Below are 16088 nucleotides of genomic sequence, written 5' to 3' on the forward strand. Positions count from 1 at the left end.
ACCTGTACTTGTACCTGTACCTGTACCTGTACCTGTAGCCGTGTGACCCGACGTGCCGGCACACGACCGAGGGGCCCCCATCCGCACCGGACGGGGGCCCCTCGGGGGTGCGTCACGCCTCGTCGGCGCCGCCGAAGCGCTCTCGGTAGGCTTCGAGGTCCTCGTCCGTGATCTTCGCGAAGAGAACGGGCGGCACCGTGAAGGCCGTACCGGCCGGAACCGTGTCCAGGGCCCTGGCCTGCTCCGGGGTGACCCAGGTCGCCGTGTCGCCGGAGAGCGCGAACGCCGAGCGCATCGCCTTCGCCGAGGAGGGGATGAACGGCTCGGAGACCACCGAGTACAGGTGGATCAGGTTCATCGCCGTACGCAGCGTCAGTGCGGCGGCCTCCGGGTCGGTCTTGATCTCCAGCCAGGGCGCCTTCTCCTCCAGGTAGGAGTTTCCGGCCGACCACAGCGCCCGCAGCGAGGCGGCCGCCTTGCGGAACTGGAGCGCTTCCATGTGGCCCTCGTACTCGGCGAGCAGCCCGGCGATCTCCTCGCCCAGCTTCGCCTCCGCGGGCCCGGCCGCGGCGCCCGCCGGCACGTCGTCGCCGAAGCGCTTGCGCGAGAACGACAGGACGCGGTTCACGAAGTTGCCGAGCGTGTCCGCGAGGTCCTTGTTGACCGTCGCCGTGAAGTGTTCCCAGGTGAACGACGTGTCGTCGGACTCCGGGGCGTTCGCCATCATGAAGTAGCGCCAGTAGTCGGCGGGCAGGATCTCCAGGGCGTCGTGCGTGAAGACACCGCGGCGCTGCGAAGTGGAGAACTTGCCGCCGTAGTAGTTCAGCCAGTTGAAGGCCTTGACGTAGTCGACCTTCTTCCACGGCTCGCGCACGCCCAGCTCCGTCGCCGGGAACATCACCGTGTGGAACGGGACGTTGTCCTTGCCCATGAACTCGGTGTACCGGACGTCGGCCGCGCCCTCGGGCTCGTACCACCACGACTTCCAGTCGCGGTTCGCCGGGTCGAGGTCGGACCACTCCTTCGTCGCGCCGATGTACTCGATCGGGGCGTCGAACCACACGTAGAAGACCTTGCCCTCGGCGGCCAGCTCCGGCCAGGTGTCGGCCGGGACGGGCACGCCCCACTCCAGGTCACGAGTGATCGCGCGGTCGTGCAGCCCCTCGGTCAGCCACTTGCGGGCGATCGACGACGCGAGCTGCGGCCACTCGTCCCCGACCCGGTCGATCCACTCCTCGACCTCGCCCTGGAGCTTGGACTGGAGCAGGAACAGGTGCCGGGTCTCGCGGACCTCAAGCTCGCTGCTGCCGCTGATCGCTGAACGCGCTTCCAGCAGGTCCGTCGGGTCCAGGACGCGGGTGCAGTTCTCGCACTGGTCGCCGCGCGCCTTGTCGTAGCCGCAGTGCGGACAGGTGCCCACGATGTAGCGGTCCGGCAGGAAACGGTCGTCGGCGACCGAGAAGACCTGGCGGATCGCCCGCTCCTCGATGAACCCGTTCTCCTTCAGCTTCCGCGCGAAGTGCTGCGTGATCTCCACGTTCTGCTGCGAGGAGCTGCGGCCGAAGTAGTCGAAGGCCAGCTGGAAGCCGTCGTAGATCGCCTTCTGGGTGTCGTGCGCCTGCGCGCAGAACTCGGCGACGGAGAGACCCGCCTCCTTGGCGGCCAGCTCGGCGGGGGTGCCGTGCTCGTCGGTGGCGCAGATGTACAGGACGTCGTGGCCGCGCTGGCGCAGATAGCGCGAGTACACGTCCGCGGGAAGCATCGACCCGACCATGTTGCCCAGGTGCTTGATCCCGTTGATGTACGGCAGCGCGCTGGTGATCAGGTGTCGAGACATCCTCGGATGCTCCTTATGTTCGTACGTGCGGCACCGCGGCGAGGCCGCGGCGAACCCAGGTAGGGAGGCCCACCCGCGGGGTCACACCAGGTGACGCCCCCGCCCGATGGGCAGGGCCATGCTATCGAACCGCCCGCACCCTTCTCGCCGGAGTTCCGGGCCCCCGCTGCCGGGCGCGGTCGCTCATTCCTCGGCGCGGCCCGCGTAGTACGTGGCGATCATGTCCTCGGCGCCGTGCCCGGCCGCCTCGGCCCGGGCGAACCGCTCGGCCGACGCCTCGGTCAAATCCAGCCGTACGCCCGCCTGTTCGGCCGCTTCCAGGATCAGCCGGGTGTCCTTGAGAGCGGTGGACAGGGCGAAACTCGGAGTGAGGTCGCCGGTGAGGAGGGCGGCGGCCTTCGCGTGCAGATAGCCGGTGTCCAGCGGGCCGCCCGCGACGGCGTCCAGGAAGAGTCGAGGATCCACCTGGAGTGCCTCCGCGAGGCCGAGGCACTCGGCGACCGCGCCGACCAGGTTGATCACCCAGGTGTTCGCGACCAGCTTCAGCCGGGAGGCCCCGCCCGGCTCGTGGCTGACCCAGACGGTCCGCTGCCCGATCGCGTCGAGCACCGGCGTGAGGCGTTCGCGGCCCTCGGGGGCCCCGGAGACGAAGACGGTCAGCTTGCCCTGCTCGGCGGGTGCCTTGGTGCCGAGGACGGGGGAGTCGTAATAGACCACGCCCAACTCATCCGCCCGGTGGGCGAGTTGGAGCGCGGCGTCCGGACCTACGGTCGAGGTCTGGAGCCACAGCTGACCGGCGTGCAGGCCGTCGGCCGCGGCTTCGAGGGCGGCGGACACGGACGGCCCGTCGTTCAGCGCGGTCAGCACGACGTCCGCGCCGCGCACCGCCTCGGCGGCGTCCGCGAACGCCGTGGCCCCGTCGTCGGCCAGCACCCGGGCTTTGGCCTCGGTCCGGTTCCAGACCCGCACGCCGAGCCCGGCCCGAAGCAGGCTGCGGGCCATCCCGGACCCCATGATCCCGGTGCCGAGGACGGCGACGGCGGGCCCGCTGGACCCACCGGATGTGCTGGACGCGCCCGATGCGCTCGACGTGCTGGAGGCTCTGGAGGCTGAGGACACGGGGATCTCCTTCGCGTGGGTGGGGGCACTCGGCCATGGCGCCCGGGTCTCGTACGGCCGGACGCCTACGGCCGAGTGTCGCGTACCCCGAGTGTCGTACGGATGCGCCGCTGCGGAGGTGACCGGCACCCCCAGGAATGAGCACCAGGAATGAGCACCAGGAATGAGCACCAGGAATGAGCTATGGGAATGACCGCCAGAAAGGAGCCCTGCCCGCCGTCCCCGGGAGAGGGGAGGGCGGGCAGGGGAGTGGTGGGGGTCGGACCGCGCGGGGTCGGACGGGGTGAGGTCGGAGGGGGCTGGGTGAGAGCGCTCTCGCGGTTGGCGGGCGGCCCGTGCATGGGCCACGGCGCGGATCCGGGAGCGCTCTCGCAGCCGCAGCCGCAGCCGCAGCCGCAGCCGCAGCCGCAGCCGCAGCCGCAGCCGCAGCCGCGGTCGCGGCTCAGCCGCATCCGTTGCCGCCGTCGCGGTCTCGGCCGCAGCCGTGACCTCCGCCGCTCACGCTCCCCGTGGCACCCGCGCGGGCCGGCCTCGGCCGCGCGTCAGGTTGTATCCGGCGACGCCCGCGAGCGCGGCGAGCACGCCACCCGCGGCGGTCCACACCCAGCGGTCGGTCCACCAGCCGGAGGACCAGCCGCCGTCCGGCTCGACCGCGGACTTGGCGCCGAGCGGGGTGGCGAGCTTGCCGTCCACGGCGTGCGCGCCGCCGGTGTCCAGGACGGTCGGCTCGACCTCGGCCTTGAACGGCAGGCCCCGGTCCGCGTCGGGCAGCGAGACCGCGGTGAGGCGGACGTAGTACGTGCCCGGCAGCGGGTCGGTCGACCAGGTGTCGGCCCAGGCGACGGTCGGCCGCAGGGTGCAGGAGAGCTCCACGGCGGCCGCGTCCTGCGCCGCGGACCGGGACTGCATCCCGTACATGCAGGGCTGGCGGCGGCGCAGCCCGTCGTACACGTCGAGGCGCCAGGTGGAGGCGCCGTGCCGCGAGGCGGCCTCGGGGAGCGTGACCTTCGCGGTGACGGTGGGGCGCTGTCCGGCGTCGGCGGGGAACATCCAGTACAGGTAGTCGCCGCTCGACGCGGACGCCGTCGCCCGCTGGCCCTGGTGCACGGCGACCGCGGTACGGAAGGCGGTGCCGGCCTCGGTGGGTGCCTGGTCGCTCTGGGACGCGGAGGGGCTCGGCGACGGCGAGTCGGCGAGCGCGGGGGCGGCCGCGCCGAACAGTACGGTGCCGGCCAGCGTGGCTCCGGCCAGGACGGTGGCCGCCAACTTCCCTGCTGTACGCATCACTTGGCCCCCGGTGTGAGATGTGGTCTTCGGCATCAGTTGGTCCGCCAGACCGCGATGCGCCAGCGCGAGATCCAGCCCCACACCAGGCCCGCGACGAGCCCGGCCAGGGTGAGCGCGCCGAGCAGCCACCAGCCCCGGCCGAGGCCGAAGGAGGCCACGTCGGATGCCTGGTCGGGGCCGTTCACCACGTCGATGGCGAGCTCGACCGGCAGGCCCGGATCGGTCTTGACACCGGGGCCCGCGGAGAAGGAGTTGGAGACCTGGAGGCAGACGGTCTCCGGGGTCTTGTCGTCCGAGTCGTCGGCGGGTGCCTTGGGGTAGCGCAGACCTGTCGAGATCAGGTCCGTACGCCCGTCGCCGGCCTCCGAGCCGCGGACGATCTCCCGGCCGTGCGCGGTCACGGCGCGCAGAAGCACGCCGTAGTCCGGGTTGGCCGGGCGGTCCATGCCGATACTGGCGGAGGCGCGCAGTTCCTGGCCGGGCAGCACGTCGACCTTGTACGAGCGGTGCTCGGCGAACTTCTCACGGTCCGTGTACAGGCCGGGCTTCAGCTGCGGGGCGTTCTCGCAGCTCGCGGTGCCGTTGGTGGCGACGGGCACGGCGACGGGATCGGCGGCCCGGTCCACCAACTGCTTGACCTTGCCGGAGAGTTGGTCGGTGTGCTGGACCGAGGTGTAGGTGCCGCCGGTGGCCTCGGCGATGCAGGTGAGCTGCTCGCGGGTCTTGGCGTCCGGGATCAGACCGAGCGTGTCGATGGTGAGGTGGATGCCCTGGGCCGCGATGTCGCGGGCCACCTCGCACGGGTCGAGCGGCTGGCAGGTGTCCTCGCCGTCGGTGATGAGCACGATCCGGCGGGTGGCGTCACCGCCCTTGAGGTCCTCGGCCGCGCCCTGGAGCGCCGGGCCGATCGGGGTCCAGCCGGTGGGCGCGAGGGTGGCGACGGCGGTCTTCGCCTCGGTGCGGTTCAGCGGCCCGACCGGGTAGAGCGCGCGGGTGTCCTTGCAGCCCACCTTCCGGTCCTCGCCCGGGTAGTTGGCCCCCAGGGTCCGTATCCCGAGCTGGACCTCCTGCGGAACCGCGTCGAGGACCTCGTTGAACGCCTGCTTGGCGGCGGCCATCCGCGACTTGCCGTCGATGTCGGCGGTCCGCATCGAACCGGAGACGTCGAGGACGAGGTCGACCTTGGGTGCGGCCGGCGCGGACTGCCCGTCGGGCTGCGCGGCCGCGGTGGCCGGGCCCGCGGCCGGGAGGATGCCGGTGGCGAAAGCGGCGGCCAGTACGCACACTCCGGCCGCCAGCCGTTTTCTGGTGATCATCGCCGGATCCTATGGAAGCATGGATACCCGGCCCAAATCGGCCGGCCCCGGCCGCGCGTGCGCGATGCGCGGCTAAGGCGTCTTCTGCGGGCTTTGTGCGAGGGCGAGTTCACGGTCCGTCAGCGGAGGGGCCGTCAGCTGGGGCAGCGTCGGACCCCGCAGTACGGCCAGCACGATCCCCGGCCGGACGAGGGCGGTGGGCGGCCCGGACAGCGTCATGACGTCGAAGAGCGCCTTGGTGACGGCGGGGTGTCCGGTCGCCGTCAGGAGCAGCCGGTCGACGTACCTGCGCAGCAGTCTGGCGGCGCCGCCGGGCTGCTTGCCGACCGCCCCGGGGTACTGGATGTCCTGCCCGACGGCGAGCTCCCAGGCGAGTGAGACCGGGCGGGCCACCGCGCGCTGCACCTTGGCTGCGAGCCGGGGGGCGGTGAGCCCGTGGCTGACAAGGTTGTCGCGCAGTGCCACGGCACCCTGCGCCGCCACCGAAAGGCCGTGCCCGTACACGGGGTTGTAGGTGGCGACCGCGTCGCCGAGGACGACGAACCCCTCGGGCCAGCTCTTCACCTTCTCGAAGTAGTTTCTCCGATTGACGGTGCTGCGCGTCACCACCACGTCGGAGAGCGCTTCCAGGCCGTTGATGAGTTCGCCGACGACGGGGTGGCGGACCGAGCGGGCGAAGGTCTCGAACTCGTCGGCGGCGCCACCGGGCTGACCGCCCCGGGTGCCGGACAGGGTGACCAGCCAGCGCCCGTCCTCGATGGGCACGATGGTGGTGGTGCGGCCCGGTACCGATTGGCGGGCATCCGACTGCACATTGACGAGCGGGAAGTCCTCGGTCCCGTCGGGTGCGCGGAAGACGCGGCTGGCGTAGGCGAGGCCCGAGTCGACCTCCTCGTGCCGGGGCGCCGGGACACCGAGCGCGCCGAGCCACAGCGGAGCCCGGGAGCCGCGCCCCGAGGCGTCCACGACCAGGTCGGCGGTCAGGACGCGCTCCTCGCCGTCGTGCGTCCGGACGCGAACGCCGGTCACCCGCGCCGAACTGCCTTCGAGGCAGAGGAGTTCGGTGCGGCTCAGGACCTTGATGCGCGGGTCGGCGGTGGCCCGTTCGCGGATCACCCAGTCCAGCAGGTCGCGGCTGCACGCGATCACGAACTGGGTCTCGGGCCAGCGGCGCAGCCAGCCCTGCGACTGCATGGACACGAGCCCGGTGGGCAGGGCGATGCGCCGCGCGCCCGCGGCGAGCCAGCGGCCGGTGACGCCGGGCAGGAGCTCCTCCATGGCGCGGGCGCCGCCCGACCACAGCAGGTGCGCGTGGCGGGCCTGGGGAAGTCCCTTGCGCGGGGCCGGCTCCTGGGGGAGGCTGTCGCGTTCCACGACGGTGATGTCGTCGGCGTGCTCGCGCAGGGCCGCGGCGGCCAGCATGCCCGACGTTCCGCCGCCGATGACGATGGCGCGACGACGGGTGGGGCCGCTGAAGGAATGGTCGGGCTCGCTCAATGGACTTCGCTCTCTGGCATGGCCGCGTGCCCGGAGGCCGCTGCGGCGACGGGGGCCTCACGCAGGACGGCCGAGATCCGCACCAGGTCACGAGTGCCCTCGGCGGTGGCGGATTCGGCGGTATCCGAGGATTTTAGGAGCTTGCCTTCGGGGTCGGCCACGCGGGCCCGGACCGCCGACACCACCATCGCGGCGTCGGCCATGGCCTGTGCCTGTTCCGGGTCCGTGCCCGCGGCCACGGCGGCGGCCAGGGCACGGGCGTGCACGGCGTGGTCGAAGTACGGGTGCAGGGAGAGCAGCCCGTCGTGGATGTCGGACTCGCGCCGGGTCAGGGACAGTTCGGCGGAGGACCACCACAGATTTCCGACCGCGCGCACATGCGCCGGGGCGATTTTGTCCAACTCGCGCCACAGCGGGCCCAGTTGCCGATAGCTGGCCCAGATGTGCCAGGTGTCCGCGAGTCGTTGGCAGACCAGGGGCAGACAGAAGCCCACGGCACTGATCTGGGCTCCCAGGGAGGCGAGGATCGGCGCGAGATCGGTGCTCAGAGCGTCCCAGTCCTTGCCGGCCCAGCGGGCGAAGACGGCCGCGAACTTGGCCGCGCCATAAGCGGTGTTGAAGGTGTAGCCCAGCATGATGATCAGGAGCCCGGTGCGCAGCCAGCCGTGCACCTGGAGCGCCCACCGCCAGCACAGGAAGTTCATCGTCATACCCGCGACGGTGACCCCCGTCAGGTAGAGCACGATCATCTCGCGGATGTACGGGGTGTTGGCGTAGTAGGTGTCCAGGTCCCGCAGCCGCTCGACCGGGGTGTCGCCGAGGGCGAACAGCACGACCAGCAGGACGATGTGCACTCCGTACCCGGCGATCCAGCGGCGCGAAATGCGCCGGGTCCGTTCGGCCGGGCCGCCGCGCCAGTTGACGAGCAGTACGAGGCAGGAGGCACTGAACCCGCTGAGCAGCGCGTACACCAGCGGGGCCGAGAAGTTGGTGACTCCGGTGAGCCTGTTGACCTTGGCGATGGTGGGGGGCGCGGCGAAGAAGAACACCAGGCCCGCCATGGCGAGCAGGGCGCACACCGCGCGCAGCAGGGGGTCGCGCCAGGCCCGTACCAGCGAGGGCACCTTGAAGGCGAGCGCCGCCGCCATGGCGGCGGCCGGTATGTAGTACGAGGTCCCCTGCACGCCTCAGCCCTGTGGCCCGCGGTATCCCAGTGACGCCTCGATGCGACCGGCGAGCATGTCGCGGCGCACGGGGCCGCGCATGGCCGAACCGGTCAGCCAGGGGCGGCACTTGCTGCCGAGCAGCACGCCGAAGCTCTCGGCCTCGGTCTCCTCGGCGACATGGGAACGGGTGCGGGCGGCCACCTTGCGAACGGTGTCGCTCACATCGGCGTCGGGCGACAGGAGCCGGGCCGCGACGGCGGCGCCCTCCACGTGGTGGCTCCCGTGACCGGCCTCCATGTGCCACAACTCGTGGCCCAGGATGACGAGTTGGTGGTCCGGGGCGGTACGCTCCTCCACCACGACCAGATCCCGGTCGGCCATGTCGAGCCACAGTCCGCTCGCGGTGCCGGACGGGAAGGCCGCCATGCGGAAGTCGACGGGGCGGCCCCGGCGCTTGCTCATGCCCTCGCACAGGGCGGCGTACAGATCGGTCGGTTCCGCCGGTGCCGGGATCGTGATGCCCGCGACCAGCTCGCCGCACAGCCGGCGCATCTCCTTGCCTATGCCCACCGTTCTCCCCGCCAGCCGTTCATGGAGCAGCACTTCGTCGAGCAGCCCGTCAATGTGCAGCCTGCCGAGCAGTACGTGAATGATCCAGTCGACATTGAGCCGGAGTTCGTTGAACTCGGCATCACATGAAGGCCGGAAATGAACGGACGGCGACATCCGGGCAGGCTGATGGATGCGGCGTGTCGCCGTCGGGTGGTGCGGGCCATGTCAGGACTCCGACCGCTTCACGCTCTCCAGGAGCATGTCGAGCCATTCGGTGACCTTGTCGCGGTGCTTGTCGGTGGGCAGCTGGGCCGCCCGCCACGCGATCCCGCGGACCCCGTGGTCCTGGAGCAGCCGCTCCAGCGCGTCGCCGCCCGGCTGCCCGGCGCGCGCCACCTCCCGCTCGCGGCCCGCGAGTTGCTGGAGGAGTTCCTGCTCGGTGCGCAGCAGGGCGCCGCCGAGCGCATCGGTGTCGTCGGCGGTCAGAAAACCCGCGTGGACGCCGAAGAAGCGCTGGATCGCGTCGCAGTGCTCCATCGTCGGCCGCCGGTCGCCGTTGATCAGCGCCCCCGCCTGCTGGCGCGACATGCCCGCGCCGTCGGCGATCTCCTGCTGGGTGTGCGGACGCCCGTTGGGCTTGCGCCGGGTGCTGCGCAGCAGGCTGAACCTCTGGAGGAAGCGCGCCTGGAGATCGGGTTCACCGGCCGGCCGGCCGTCGAGCAGGGCGCCCACGACATCGGCCGGAACCCCCGACGCCTCGGAGAGCCGGTGGACGTCGAACACGTCCGCCTGACTCGTTCCGAGTTTTCCGGCGAGCTCGGCCACACGGGCGACGACGGCCGCGAGGGGGCCCGTGGCCGTCGGTCCCGGAACCAAGAAGCCGTCCGTCACCAGTAGTTCTCCTAGATCATGCGAGGTTGGTGGGCACAACAGTGGATGCTCCGGAGATTAGCGGGTCCCGGCAACAACAACCAGAACTTGCCACAGTTGTGGCGCAATCGAAGCTTCGGGGGGCCGGAATGCCACGATGCTTGACATCATTGTGTCGGCGGTATCAGGATCGCCACGCGGTATGAAGATCGCCCTCCGTGCCCCGGGCGGGCCCGAAGGCCGGCCGCCGCACTCGCGGGCCAGCAAGAGGAGTCGCGTACTCGATGGCGGAAGAATTGGTGGCGAAGGATTCGGTGCCCAAGGTTCCGGCAGCGCATGCCCCGGTGGCGGGGCGGCCGTTCGCCCTGGTCCAGGAGCCGCCCGGACGGCAGACGGCCGCGGGGGAGCGCGCCGCCGACGACACGACGACCGCGGGAACACGGCCTCCCGGGCTCCCGGACGACCCCGAGATCCGGGCCTATGTCCACGACTACTTCGCGATGACGGACGCCCTTCCGTTCCCGTCCGTGGTCCTCGACCCCGGGTGGGGCGTGGCCCACTCGAACCCGGCGTACGACGCGCTCTTCGGTGGTGTCGGGCCGCACCCCACCGCCATGCCCGACGACAACTTCCTGCGCTTCGTGCTGTTCCACCCGGACGCGGCGAGCGTGCTCGCCGAGCACGAAACCACCTGGTGCCTGCCCCTGCTCGCCCAGTTCGCCGAGGCGTACGCCGATGATGAGAGCGCTCCCGGGCTCCAGGACATCCGTCGGGAGATCGCCGATGACCCGATCATGGACGCCGCCTTCCGCCTGGGACTTCCGCACTGGGTCGAGGCCGTCGGTGACGCCGCGGTCCACCACGACGGCGCGGTACGGCATCTGCGCCACCCCGATCCGGAGCGCGGTCGCACCAGCTGTCGGCTGATCAGCGAATCCCCGCGGACGCTGCGGCAGTTCGGCCTGCGCCGACTGACTTTGGTGCTGCGCGAGACCGAACCCCCCGCGGCCCGCCGGGGCCGCGCCCACCTCAGCGTCGTGCCGGCCCGGTAGCGTCGGCGGGGCGCCCGCCCCGCAGCGCTTCCAGCCGGGCGGCCGTCCGAACGCCCTGCGGGCTGTGTCGGTCTGGGAGCGCTTCCCGGGGCCGTCCTTCGGCGCGGTGACGGCCCGGACCGCTAGCGGCTCCACGGCTCGGCCCTTCCGGCGCCCGGCCGCCTCGGTGAGCCGCGTCGCTCTGGGAGCGCTGTGTGGTTTCCGAGAGCGCTCCCAACCGCCCCTCCGCCCGCCCCTCCCTCTCACCCATTCCCCGCGGCGTGGTTCGGCGCCCGGTATCTCCTGTCCCGTGCCCGACCCGCTCCGCTGTCTGTGGAGGCCTGGGAGCGTAGGCCCGGGAGCGCTTCGAGCGGTCGTCCGCAGGGTGACGGGAACCCGCGCATCGCGCGATCGGCCTCGGTTCAGCGCCCGACAGAGAGGCGCGCACCGCACGATTTCGGCCAAACTCGAACGAACTCGGCTCGCCATAGAGGATGTTGCCCGGGCCGGTACGGCGGTGCTCCCGGCCCGCCGCCCCTCACTCCACGTCCGCGCCATCTCCTCGTCGTGGTGTGGTCACGATGGCCAAGGGGGCTCTCGCCAAGGTGCTGTGCCGCCGATTGCGGGCGTAGCCGGCACCGTCCCCGCCCGCCCCGGGCCCCACGGCCCCAGGCCCCGCCCCTCATTGCTCCATCCGGCCGCTCCTGACCGCCGCCGGGGTGCGCGCCCCGGCCCGTACGACTTCTGTGTGCGTCGTGGGCGCGCGAGGCATCGTGCCCCCTGGGGGCAACGCCGTCCGAGGGGGCGGGCGCGTGGGGCGTGAGGGGCGCGCGTGAAGCTTGGCTGTTGGCCCGCTTAAGAAATCCTCGATGGACTCGGCGCCCGGCGCTCGGCAGATTGGTGATCAGCAGATTGGTGATCAGCAACAGCGTCACCTTGAACACCCTCCACCTCGCACGCCCGGCCCCGATCCGAGGCCGGCCGCCCCTCTCCGTACGCCGGGAGCACCGCCCATGAAGGCACTTGTCAAGCAGCACGCCCGACCCGGACTGTGGCTCATGGACGTACCGGAGCCGGAGACCGGGCCCGGGGACGTGCTGATCAAGGTCCTTCGCACCGGCATCTGCGGTACCGATCTGCACATCCGCTCCTGGGACGGCTGGGCGCAGGGCGCCGTCAAGACGCCGCTGGTCCTCGGCCACGAGTTCGTCGGCGAGGTCGCCGCGATCGGCGCGGACGTCCAGGACATCGCGGTCGGCGACCTGGTCAGCGGCGAGGGGCACCTGGTCTGCGGGAAGTGCCGCAACTGCCTGGCCGGGCGCCGGCACCTGTGCCGCTCCACCGTCGGCCTCGGCGTCGGACGCGACGGCGCGTTCGCCGAGTACGTGGCGCTGCCCGCGTCCAACGTGTGGGTGCACCGCACCAAGGTCGACCTGGACATCGCCGCCATCTTCGACCCGTTCGGCAACGCGGTGCACACCGCTCTGTCGTTCCCGCTGGTCGGTGAGGACGTGCTGATCACCGGCGCGGGCCCGATCGGCATCATGGCCGCGGCCGTCGCCAAGCACGCCGGCGCCCGCAGCGTCGTGATCACCGACGTCAGCGAGTCCCGGCTGGACATCGCCCGCAAGGCCGGGGCCACTCTCGCGCTCAACGTCGCCGAGCACGACATCGCCGACGCGCAGAAGCAGCTGGGCCTCAAGGAGGGCTTCGACATCGGCCTGGAGATGTCGGGCCGCCCCGAGGCCATGCGCGACATGGTCGCGAACATGACGCACGGCGGTCGCATCGCGATGCTGGGCCTGCCGGCGCAGGAGTTCGCCGTCGACTGGGCGAAGATCGTCACCTCGATGATCACCATCAAGGGCATCTACGGGCGCGAGATGTTCGAGACCTGGTACGCCATGACCGTGCTGCTCGAAGGCGGGCTCGACCTCAGCCCGGTGATCACCGGCAAGTACGGGTACCAGGACTTCGACGCGGCCTTCGACGAGGCCGCCACCGCCCGCAGCGGCAAGATCATCCTCGACTGGACCGTCTAGCCGGCCCTTTCCCGCAGGCCCCGCCGCCCCGCCCGCCCCTGCGGGGTCCGCAGGCCCCACGGGCCCGCAGGCCTCGCGGGTCCGTCCGGCCGCAGGGCCGAACCCGTCCACGGGGCCGCCCGGCCCGCAAGGCCGAAGCCGTCCCACGGGCCGCCCGTCCCGCAGGCCCGTCCCGCCTCCCGCCCGTCCTAGGAGCACCCCGCATGTACGCGAACGTCCGTGACGACATCCAGAAGACCCTCGACGAGATCAAGGAAGCCGGTCTCTTCAAGCCCGAGCGCGTGATCTCCACCCCGCAGAGCGCCTCCGTCTCGGTGCCCTCGGGCGACGTCCTCAACTTCTGCGCCAACAACTACCTCGGCCTCGCCGACCACCCCGAGGTGGTCGCCGCCGCCAAGGACGCGCTGGACCGCTGGGGCTACGGCATGGCGTCGGTCCGCTTCATCTGCGGCACCCAGGACGTGCACAAGGAGCTGGAGGGCCGCCTCTCGGCGTTCCTCGGCCAGGAGGACACGATCCTGTACTCCTCCTGCTTCGACGCCAACGGCGGTGTCTTCGAGACCCTGCTCGACGCCGAGGACGCGGTGATCTCCGACGCCCTGAACCACGCCTCGATCATCGACGGCATCCGGCTCTCCAAGGCGGCCCGCTTCCGCTACGCCAACCGCGACATGGCGGACCTGGAGGCCAAGCTCAAGGAGGCGTCGGGCGCGCGTCGCCGTCTGATCGTCACCGACGGCGTGTTCTCCATGGACGGCTACATCGCCCCGCTCCAGGAGATCTGCGACCTCGCCGACCGTTACGACGCCATGGTCATGGTCGACGACTCGCACGCCGTCGGCTTCACCGGCCCCGGCGGCGCCGGCACCCCCGCCCTGCACGGTGTGAGCGACCGCGTCGACATCATCACCGGCACCCTCGGCAAGGCCCTCGGCGGCGCCTCCGGCGGCTACGTCGCGGCCCGCGCCGAGATCGTCGCCCTGCTGCGCCAGCGCTCCCGCCCGTACCTGTTCTCGAACTCGCTCGCCCCCGTCATCGCCGCCGCCTCGCTCAAGGTCCTCGACCTCCTGGAGTCGGCCGGTGACCTGCGCGAGAAGCTCGCCGCGAACACCACGCTCTTCCGTACCCGGATGGGCGAGGAGGGCTTCGAGATCCTGCCGGGCGAGCACCCCATCGCGCCCGTCATGATCGGCGACGCGGCCGAGGCCGCCCGCATGGCCGAGCTGCTCCTGGAGCGCGGTGTGTACGTGATCGGCTTCTCCTACCCGGTGGTGCCGATGGGCGCGGCCCGGATCCGCGTCCAGCTCTCGGCCGCCCACTCGACCGAGGACATCGAGAAGACCGTCGCCGCCTTCGTCGACGCCCGGTCGGCCATGAAGGCCTGACGCCCGGGCGTCCGCGCAGGGCCGGCGCCCGGGCGACAATGGCTGGGTGATCGACCCCCGCCGGCTCCGCATCCTGCGTGCCGCGGCGGACCACCGTACGGTGACCGCCGCGGCAGCAGCGCTGTATCTGACCCCCTCCGCCGTCTCCCAGCAGCTCGCCGCGCTGGAGCAGGAGACCGGGCACACCCTGCTCACCCGCAGCGGCAAGGGCGTACGGCTGACGGCTGCCGGCGCCATCCTCCTGGAGCACGCCAACGCGGTCCTGGCCCAGCTGGAGCGGGCCGAGGCGGAGCTGGCGGCCTACGCGGGCGGCGCGGCCGGCGAGGTCACCGTGGCCGCCTTCGCCACCGGCATCGCCGAGGTGCTCGCGCCCGCGATCACGCGCCTGCGCGGCACCCACCCCTCGATCCGGGTCCGGGTGCGCGACGCGGAGGGGGACGAGGCGCTGCCCCTCGTCCTGGACGGGGAGGCCGATCTGGCACTGGCCGTCGAGTACCGGGGTGCGCCCCGCGAGGACGACAGCAGGCTCTCGCGCGTCCCGCTGTACGCCGAGCCCTTCGACGCCGTGCTGCCGGCCGGGCACCCCCTCGCACAGGGCCCGAACGTGCCGCTTTCGGCACTCGCCGACGACGACTGGATCGGGCCCTACCCGGGCAACCCCTGCCACGACGTGATGCTGCTCGCGTGTGAACTCGCCGGATTCCAGCCCAAGTTGGTGCACTCCTCGGACGACTTCCGGGCCGTCGTCGCCCTTGCGGGCGCCGGGGCGGGCGTGGCGCTCGTGCCGCGCTCCGCGCTGCGCGGCATGGCGCAGAAGGACACCGTGGTCCGCCCGGTGGACGGTCCTGCGGCGACCCGGCGGGTGTTCGCGGCGGTACGCAGGGGAGCGGAGCGGCACCCCCTGTTCCACCCGGTCCTTGAGGCGCTGGCCGAGGCGGCGCGCGGCCTGCCCACCGACTAGCGGGCCACGGCGCCGCGAGGCCTGCGAGGCCCGCCGCGCGGGCCCGGTGGAAGCGCTCTCAGGCCCAGGCCGGGGCGGTGCCGGTCAGCTGGCAGACCACCAGGTACAGCGGGATCGGCGGGGTGTAGGGCGTCGCGCCCTCGGGAAAGTTGATCAGGCGGGGGCGGTCGGCGTCCGGGACCACGGCCCCGGGCGCGTAGCGCACCGGCCGGGGCCAGGGCAGCTCGTGGTCGGAGCCGGCCGGGACGATCCACCACCACCAGTCGGCCGAGGCGAACACGCAGCCCGACCGAGGAAGGCGGGACAGCAGCCGGAAGCCGTGCACGGCGGGTACTCCCACCGCGTCTCGACCGAGGGCCGCGGGCCTGACCTGCGGCAGCAGCACTCCGCCGCCGGGTCGAGCGGCGGAGCCGCCGGGCCCGGGCACACCGTGCGCACCCCCACTGCGCACGGGGCCTCGGGGCCCGGCGGTTCCGGACCCATCGGTTCGCGGGCCCTGTCGCCCGGACCGGGGTCCCCAAGGAAGCTTCTCTCTCAGCACGGGCGGGCCGCCTGACCCGGCCCGCCGTGCGCGAGCTCGGCCCAGACGATCCGGCCGGGCCCGTACGGGGCGTCGTGCGAACCCCAGGCGCTGCTCACCGCGTCCACGAGCAGCAGCCCGCGTCCGCGCTCCTCCTCGTCGTCCGAGTAGCACAGGCGAGGCCCGGCCGAGCCGCAGCCCAGGTCCCGTACCGCTATCCGCAACGCCCGCTGGAGATCGGTGAGTTCGCACAGTATGTGGTCGCCGGCGGTGTGCACGACGGCGTTGGTGACGAGTTCCGAGATGACCAGGGAGACGGTCTCGTGGAGCTCCTCGTGGTGCCCCCAGCCGGTCAGCATGTCCCTGCTGCGCCGGCGTGCGAGGGAGACCGATTCGGTACGGGCCGGCACATCGAAGGCGTACCGCCGCACAGCGGTCCCGGAGCAGGCGCCTGTGAGCTGGGGGACGAGCGCGTTACCAGGGGCCACGACCGGAATCCTCACAG

14 protein-coding genes are annotated in these 16088 nt (G+C 72.1%); 4 read left to right on the forward strand and 10 right to left on the reverse strand.

Annotation, left to right across the window (positions count from 1 at the left end):
- Positions 1 to 112: 112 nt before the first annotated feature.
- The 8 genes from metG to ACFYNP_RS05835 form a co-directional block, all read right to left on the reverse strand.
- On the reverse strand, positions 113 to 1837 hold the full coding sequence (metG, locus tag ACFYNP_RS05800; RefSeq protein WP_388782967.1) for a methionine--tRNA ligase: 1725 nt from the start codon (positions 1835 to 1837) through the stop codon (positions 113 to 115).
- A gap of 183 nt (positions 1838 to 2020) precedes the next feature.
- Positions 2021 to 2956, reverse strand: a complete 936-nt coding sequence (locus tag ACFYNP_RS05805; protein WP_388782971.1) for an NAD(P)-dependent oxidoreductase — start codon at positions 2954 to 2956, stop codon at positions 2021 to 2023.
- Positions 2957 to 3454: 498 nt separating this feature from the next.
- Entirely contained in the window at positions 3455 to 4240 is a 786-nt protein-coding gene (locus ACFYNP_RS05810; RefSeq protein ID WP_388782974.1) for a hypothetical protein, read from the reverse strand.
- A gap of 35 nt (positions 4241 to 4275) precedes the next feature.
- Positions 4276 to 5559, reverse strand: coding sequence for a VWA domain-containing protein (locus ACFYNP_RS05815; RefSeq protein WP_388404312.1), 1284 nt, complete (start codon positions 5557 to 5559; stop codon positions 4276 to 4278).
- 72 nt (positions 5560 to 5631) lie between these two features.
- Positions 5632 to 7056 carry an FAD-dependent oxidoreductase gene (locus tag ACFYNP_RS05820; RefSeq protein ID WP_388404315.1) on the reverse strand — a complete coding sequence of 475 codons (1425 nt, stop codon included), beginning with the start codon at positions 7054 to 7056 and terminating at the stop codon, positions 5632 to 5634.
- Positions 7053 to 8240: an MAB_1171c family putative transporter gene (locus tag ACFYNP_RS05825; protein WP_388782977.1), complete on the reverse strand. Its 1188-nt coding sequence runs from the start codon at positions 8238 to 8240 to the stop codon at positions 7053 to 7055. The genes ACFYNP_RS05820 and ACFYNP_RS05825 overlap by 4 nt, the downstream gene beginning before the upstream one ends.
- Positions 8241 to 8243: 3 nt before the next feature.
- On the reverse strand, positions 8244 to 8774 hold the full coding sequence (locus ACFYNP_RS05830; RefSeq protein ID WP_388405199.1) for a toxin-antitoxin system, toxin component: 531 nt from the start codon (positions 8772 to 8774) through the stop codon (positions 8244 to 8246).
- A 225-nt stretch (positions 8775 to 8999) separates the two neighbouring features.
- Positions 9000 to 9665 (reverse strand): helix-turn-helix transcriptional regulator, encoded by a 666-nt coding sequence (locus ACFYNP_RS05835; RefSeq protein WP_100575312.1) that lies wholly within the window; start codon positions 9663 to 9665, stop codon positions 9000 to 9002.
- Between the two features lie 263 nt (positions 9666 to 9928).
- Between ACFYNP_RS05835 and ACFYNP_RS05840 the strand changes: the two genes are divergently transcribed.
- The 4 genes from ACFYNP_RS05840 to ACFYNP_RS05855 all read left to right on the forward strand — a co-directional run bounded on the left by ACFYNP_RS05840 (position 9929) and on the right by ACFYNP_RS05855 (position 15063).
- Complete coding sequence (locus tag ACFYNP_RS05840) at positions 9929 to 10696, forward strand: hypothetical protein (RefSeq protein ID WP_388404321.1); 768 nt, start codon at positions 9929 to 9931, stop codon at positions 10694 to 10696.
- Positions 10697 to 11688: 992 nt separating this feature from the next.
- Positions 11689 to 12717, forward strand: coding sequence for an L-threonine 3-dehydrogenase (gene tdh / locus ACFYNP_RS05845; protein WP_388782979.1), 1029 nt, complete (start codon positions 11689 to 11691; stop codon positions 12715 to 12717).
- Between the two features lie 203 nt (positions 12718 to 12920).
- Complete coding sequence (locus ACFYNP_RS05850) at positions 12921 to 14102, forward strand: glycine C-acetyltransferase (protein ID WP_388782982.1); 1182 nt, start codon at positions 12921 to 12923, stop codon at positions 14100 to 14102.
- 46 nt (positions 14103 to 14148) lie between these two features.
- Entirely contained in the window at positions 14149 to 15063 is a 915-nt protein-coding gene (locus ACFYNP_RS05855) for a LysR family transcriptional regulator (RefSeq protein WP_388782984.1), read from the forward strand.
- A 58-nt stretch (positions 15064 to 15121) separates the two neighbouring features.
- Here the strand turns inward: ACFYNP_RS05855 and ACFYNP_RS05860 are convergent, their stop codons facing one another.
- Both ACFYNP_RS05860 and ACFYNP_RS05865 read right to left on the reverse strand, forming a co-directional pair.
- On the reverse strand, positions 15122 to 15448 hold the full coding sequence (locus ACFYNP_RS05860; RefSeq protein ID WP_388405202.1) for a hypothetical protein: 327 nt from the start codon (positions 15446 to 15448) through the stop codon (positions 15122 to 15124).
- Between the two features lie 149 nt (positions 15449 to 15597).
- Positions 15598 to 16071: an ATP-binding protein gene (locus ACFYNP_RS05865; RefSeq protein ID WP_100575316.1), complete on the reverse strand. Its 474-nt coding sequence runs from the start codon at positions 16069 to 16071 to the stop codon at positions 15598 to 15600.
- Positions 16072 to 16088 lie beyond the last annotated feature (17 nt).

This window comes from Streptomyces sp. NPDC006691, from assembly GCF_042869955.1.
Classification (GTDB): Bacteria; Actinomycetota; Actinomycetes; order Streptomycetales; family Streptomycetaceae; genus Streptomyces.

Coding starts and splice junctions, on each gene's coding strand:
- metG (WP_388782967.1), bottom strand. CDS start 1,837: ATGTCTCGACACCTGATCACCAGCGCGCTGCCGTACATCAACGGGATC.
- ACFYNP_RS05810 (WP_388782974.1), bottom strand. CDS start 4,240: ATGCGTACAGCAGGGAAGTTGGCGGCCACCGTCCTGGCCGGAGCCACG.
- ACFYNP_RS05815 (WP_388404312.1), bottom strand. CDS start 5,559: ATGATCACCAGAAAACGGCTGGCGGCCGGAGTGTGCGTACTGGCCGCC.
- ACFYNP_RS05830 (WP_388405199.1), bottom strand. CDS start 8,774: ATGCGCCGGCTGTGCGGCGAGCTGGTCGCGGGCATCACGATCCCGGCA.
- ACFYNP_RS05840 (WP_388404321.1), top strand. CDS start 9,929: ATGGCGGAAGAATTGGTGGCGAAGGATTCGGTGCCCAAGGTTCCGGCA.
- tdh (WP_388782979.1), top strand. CDS start 11,689: ATGAAGGCACTTGTCAAGCAGCACGCCCGACCCGGACTGTGGCTCATG.
- ACFYNP_RS05850 (WP_388782982.1), top strand. CDS start 12,921: ATGTACGCGAACGTCCGTGACGACATCCAGAAGACCCTCGACGAGATC.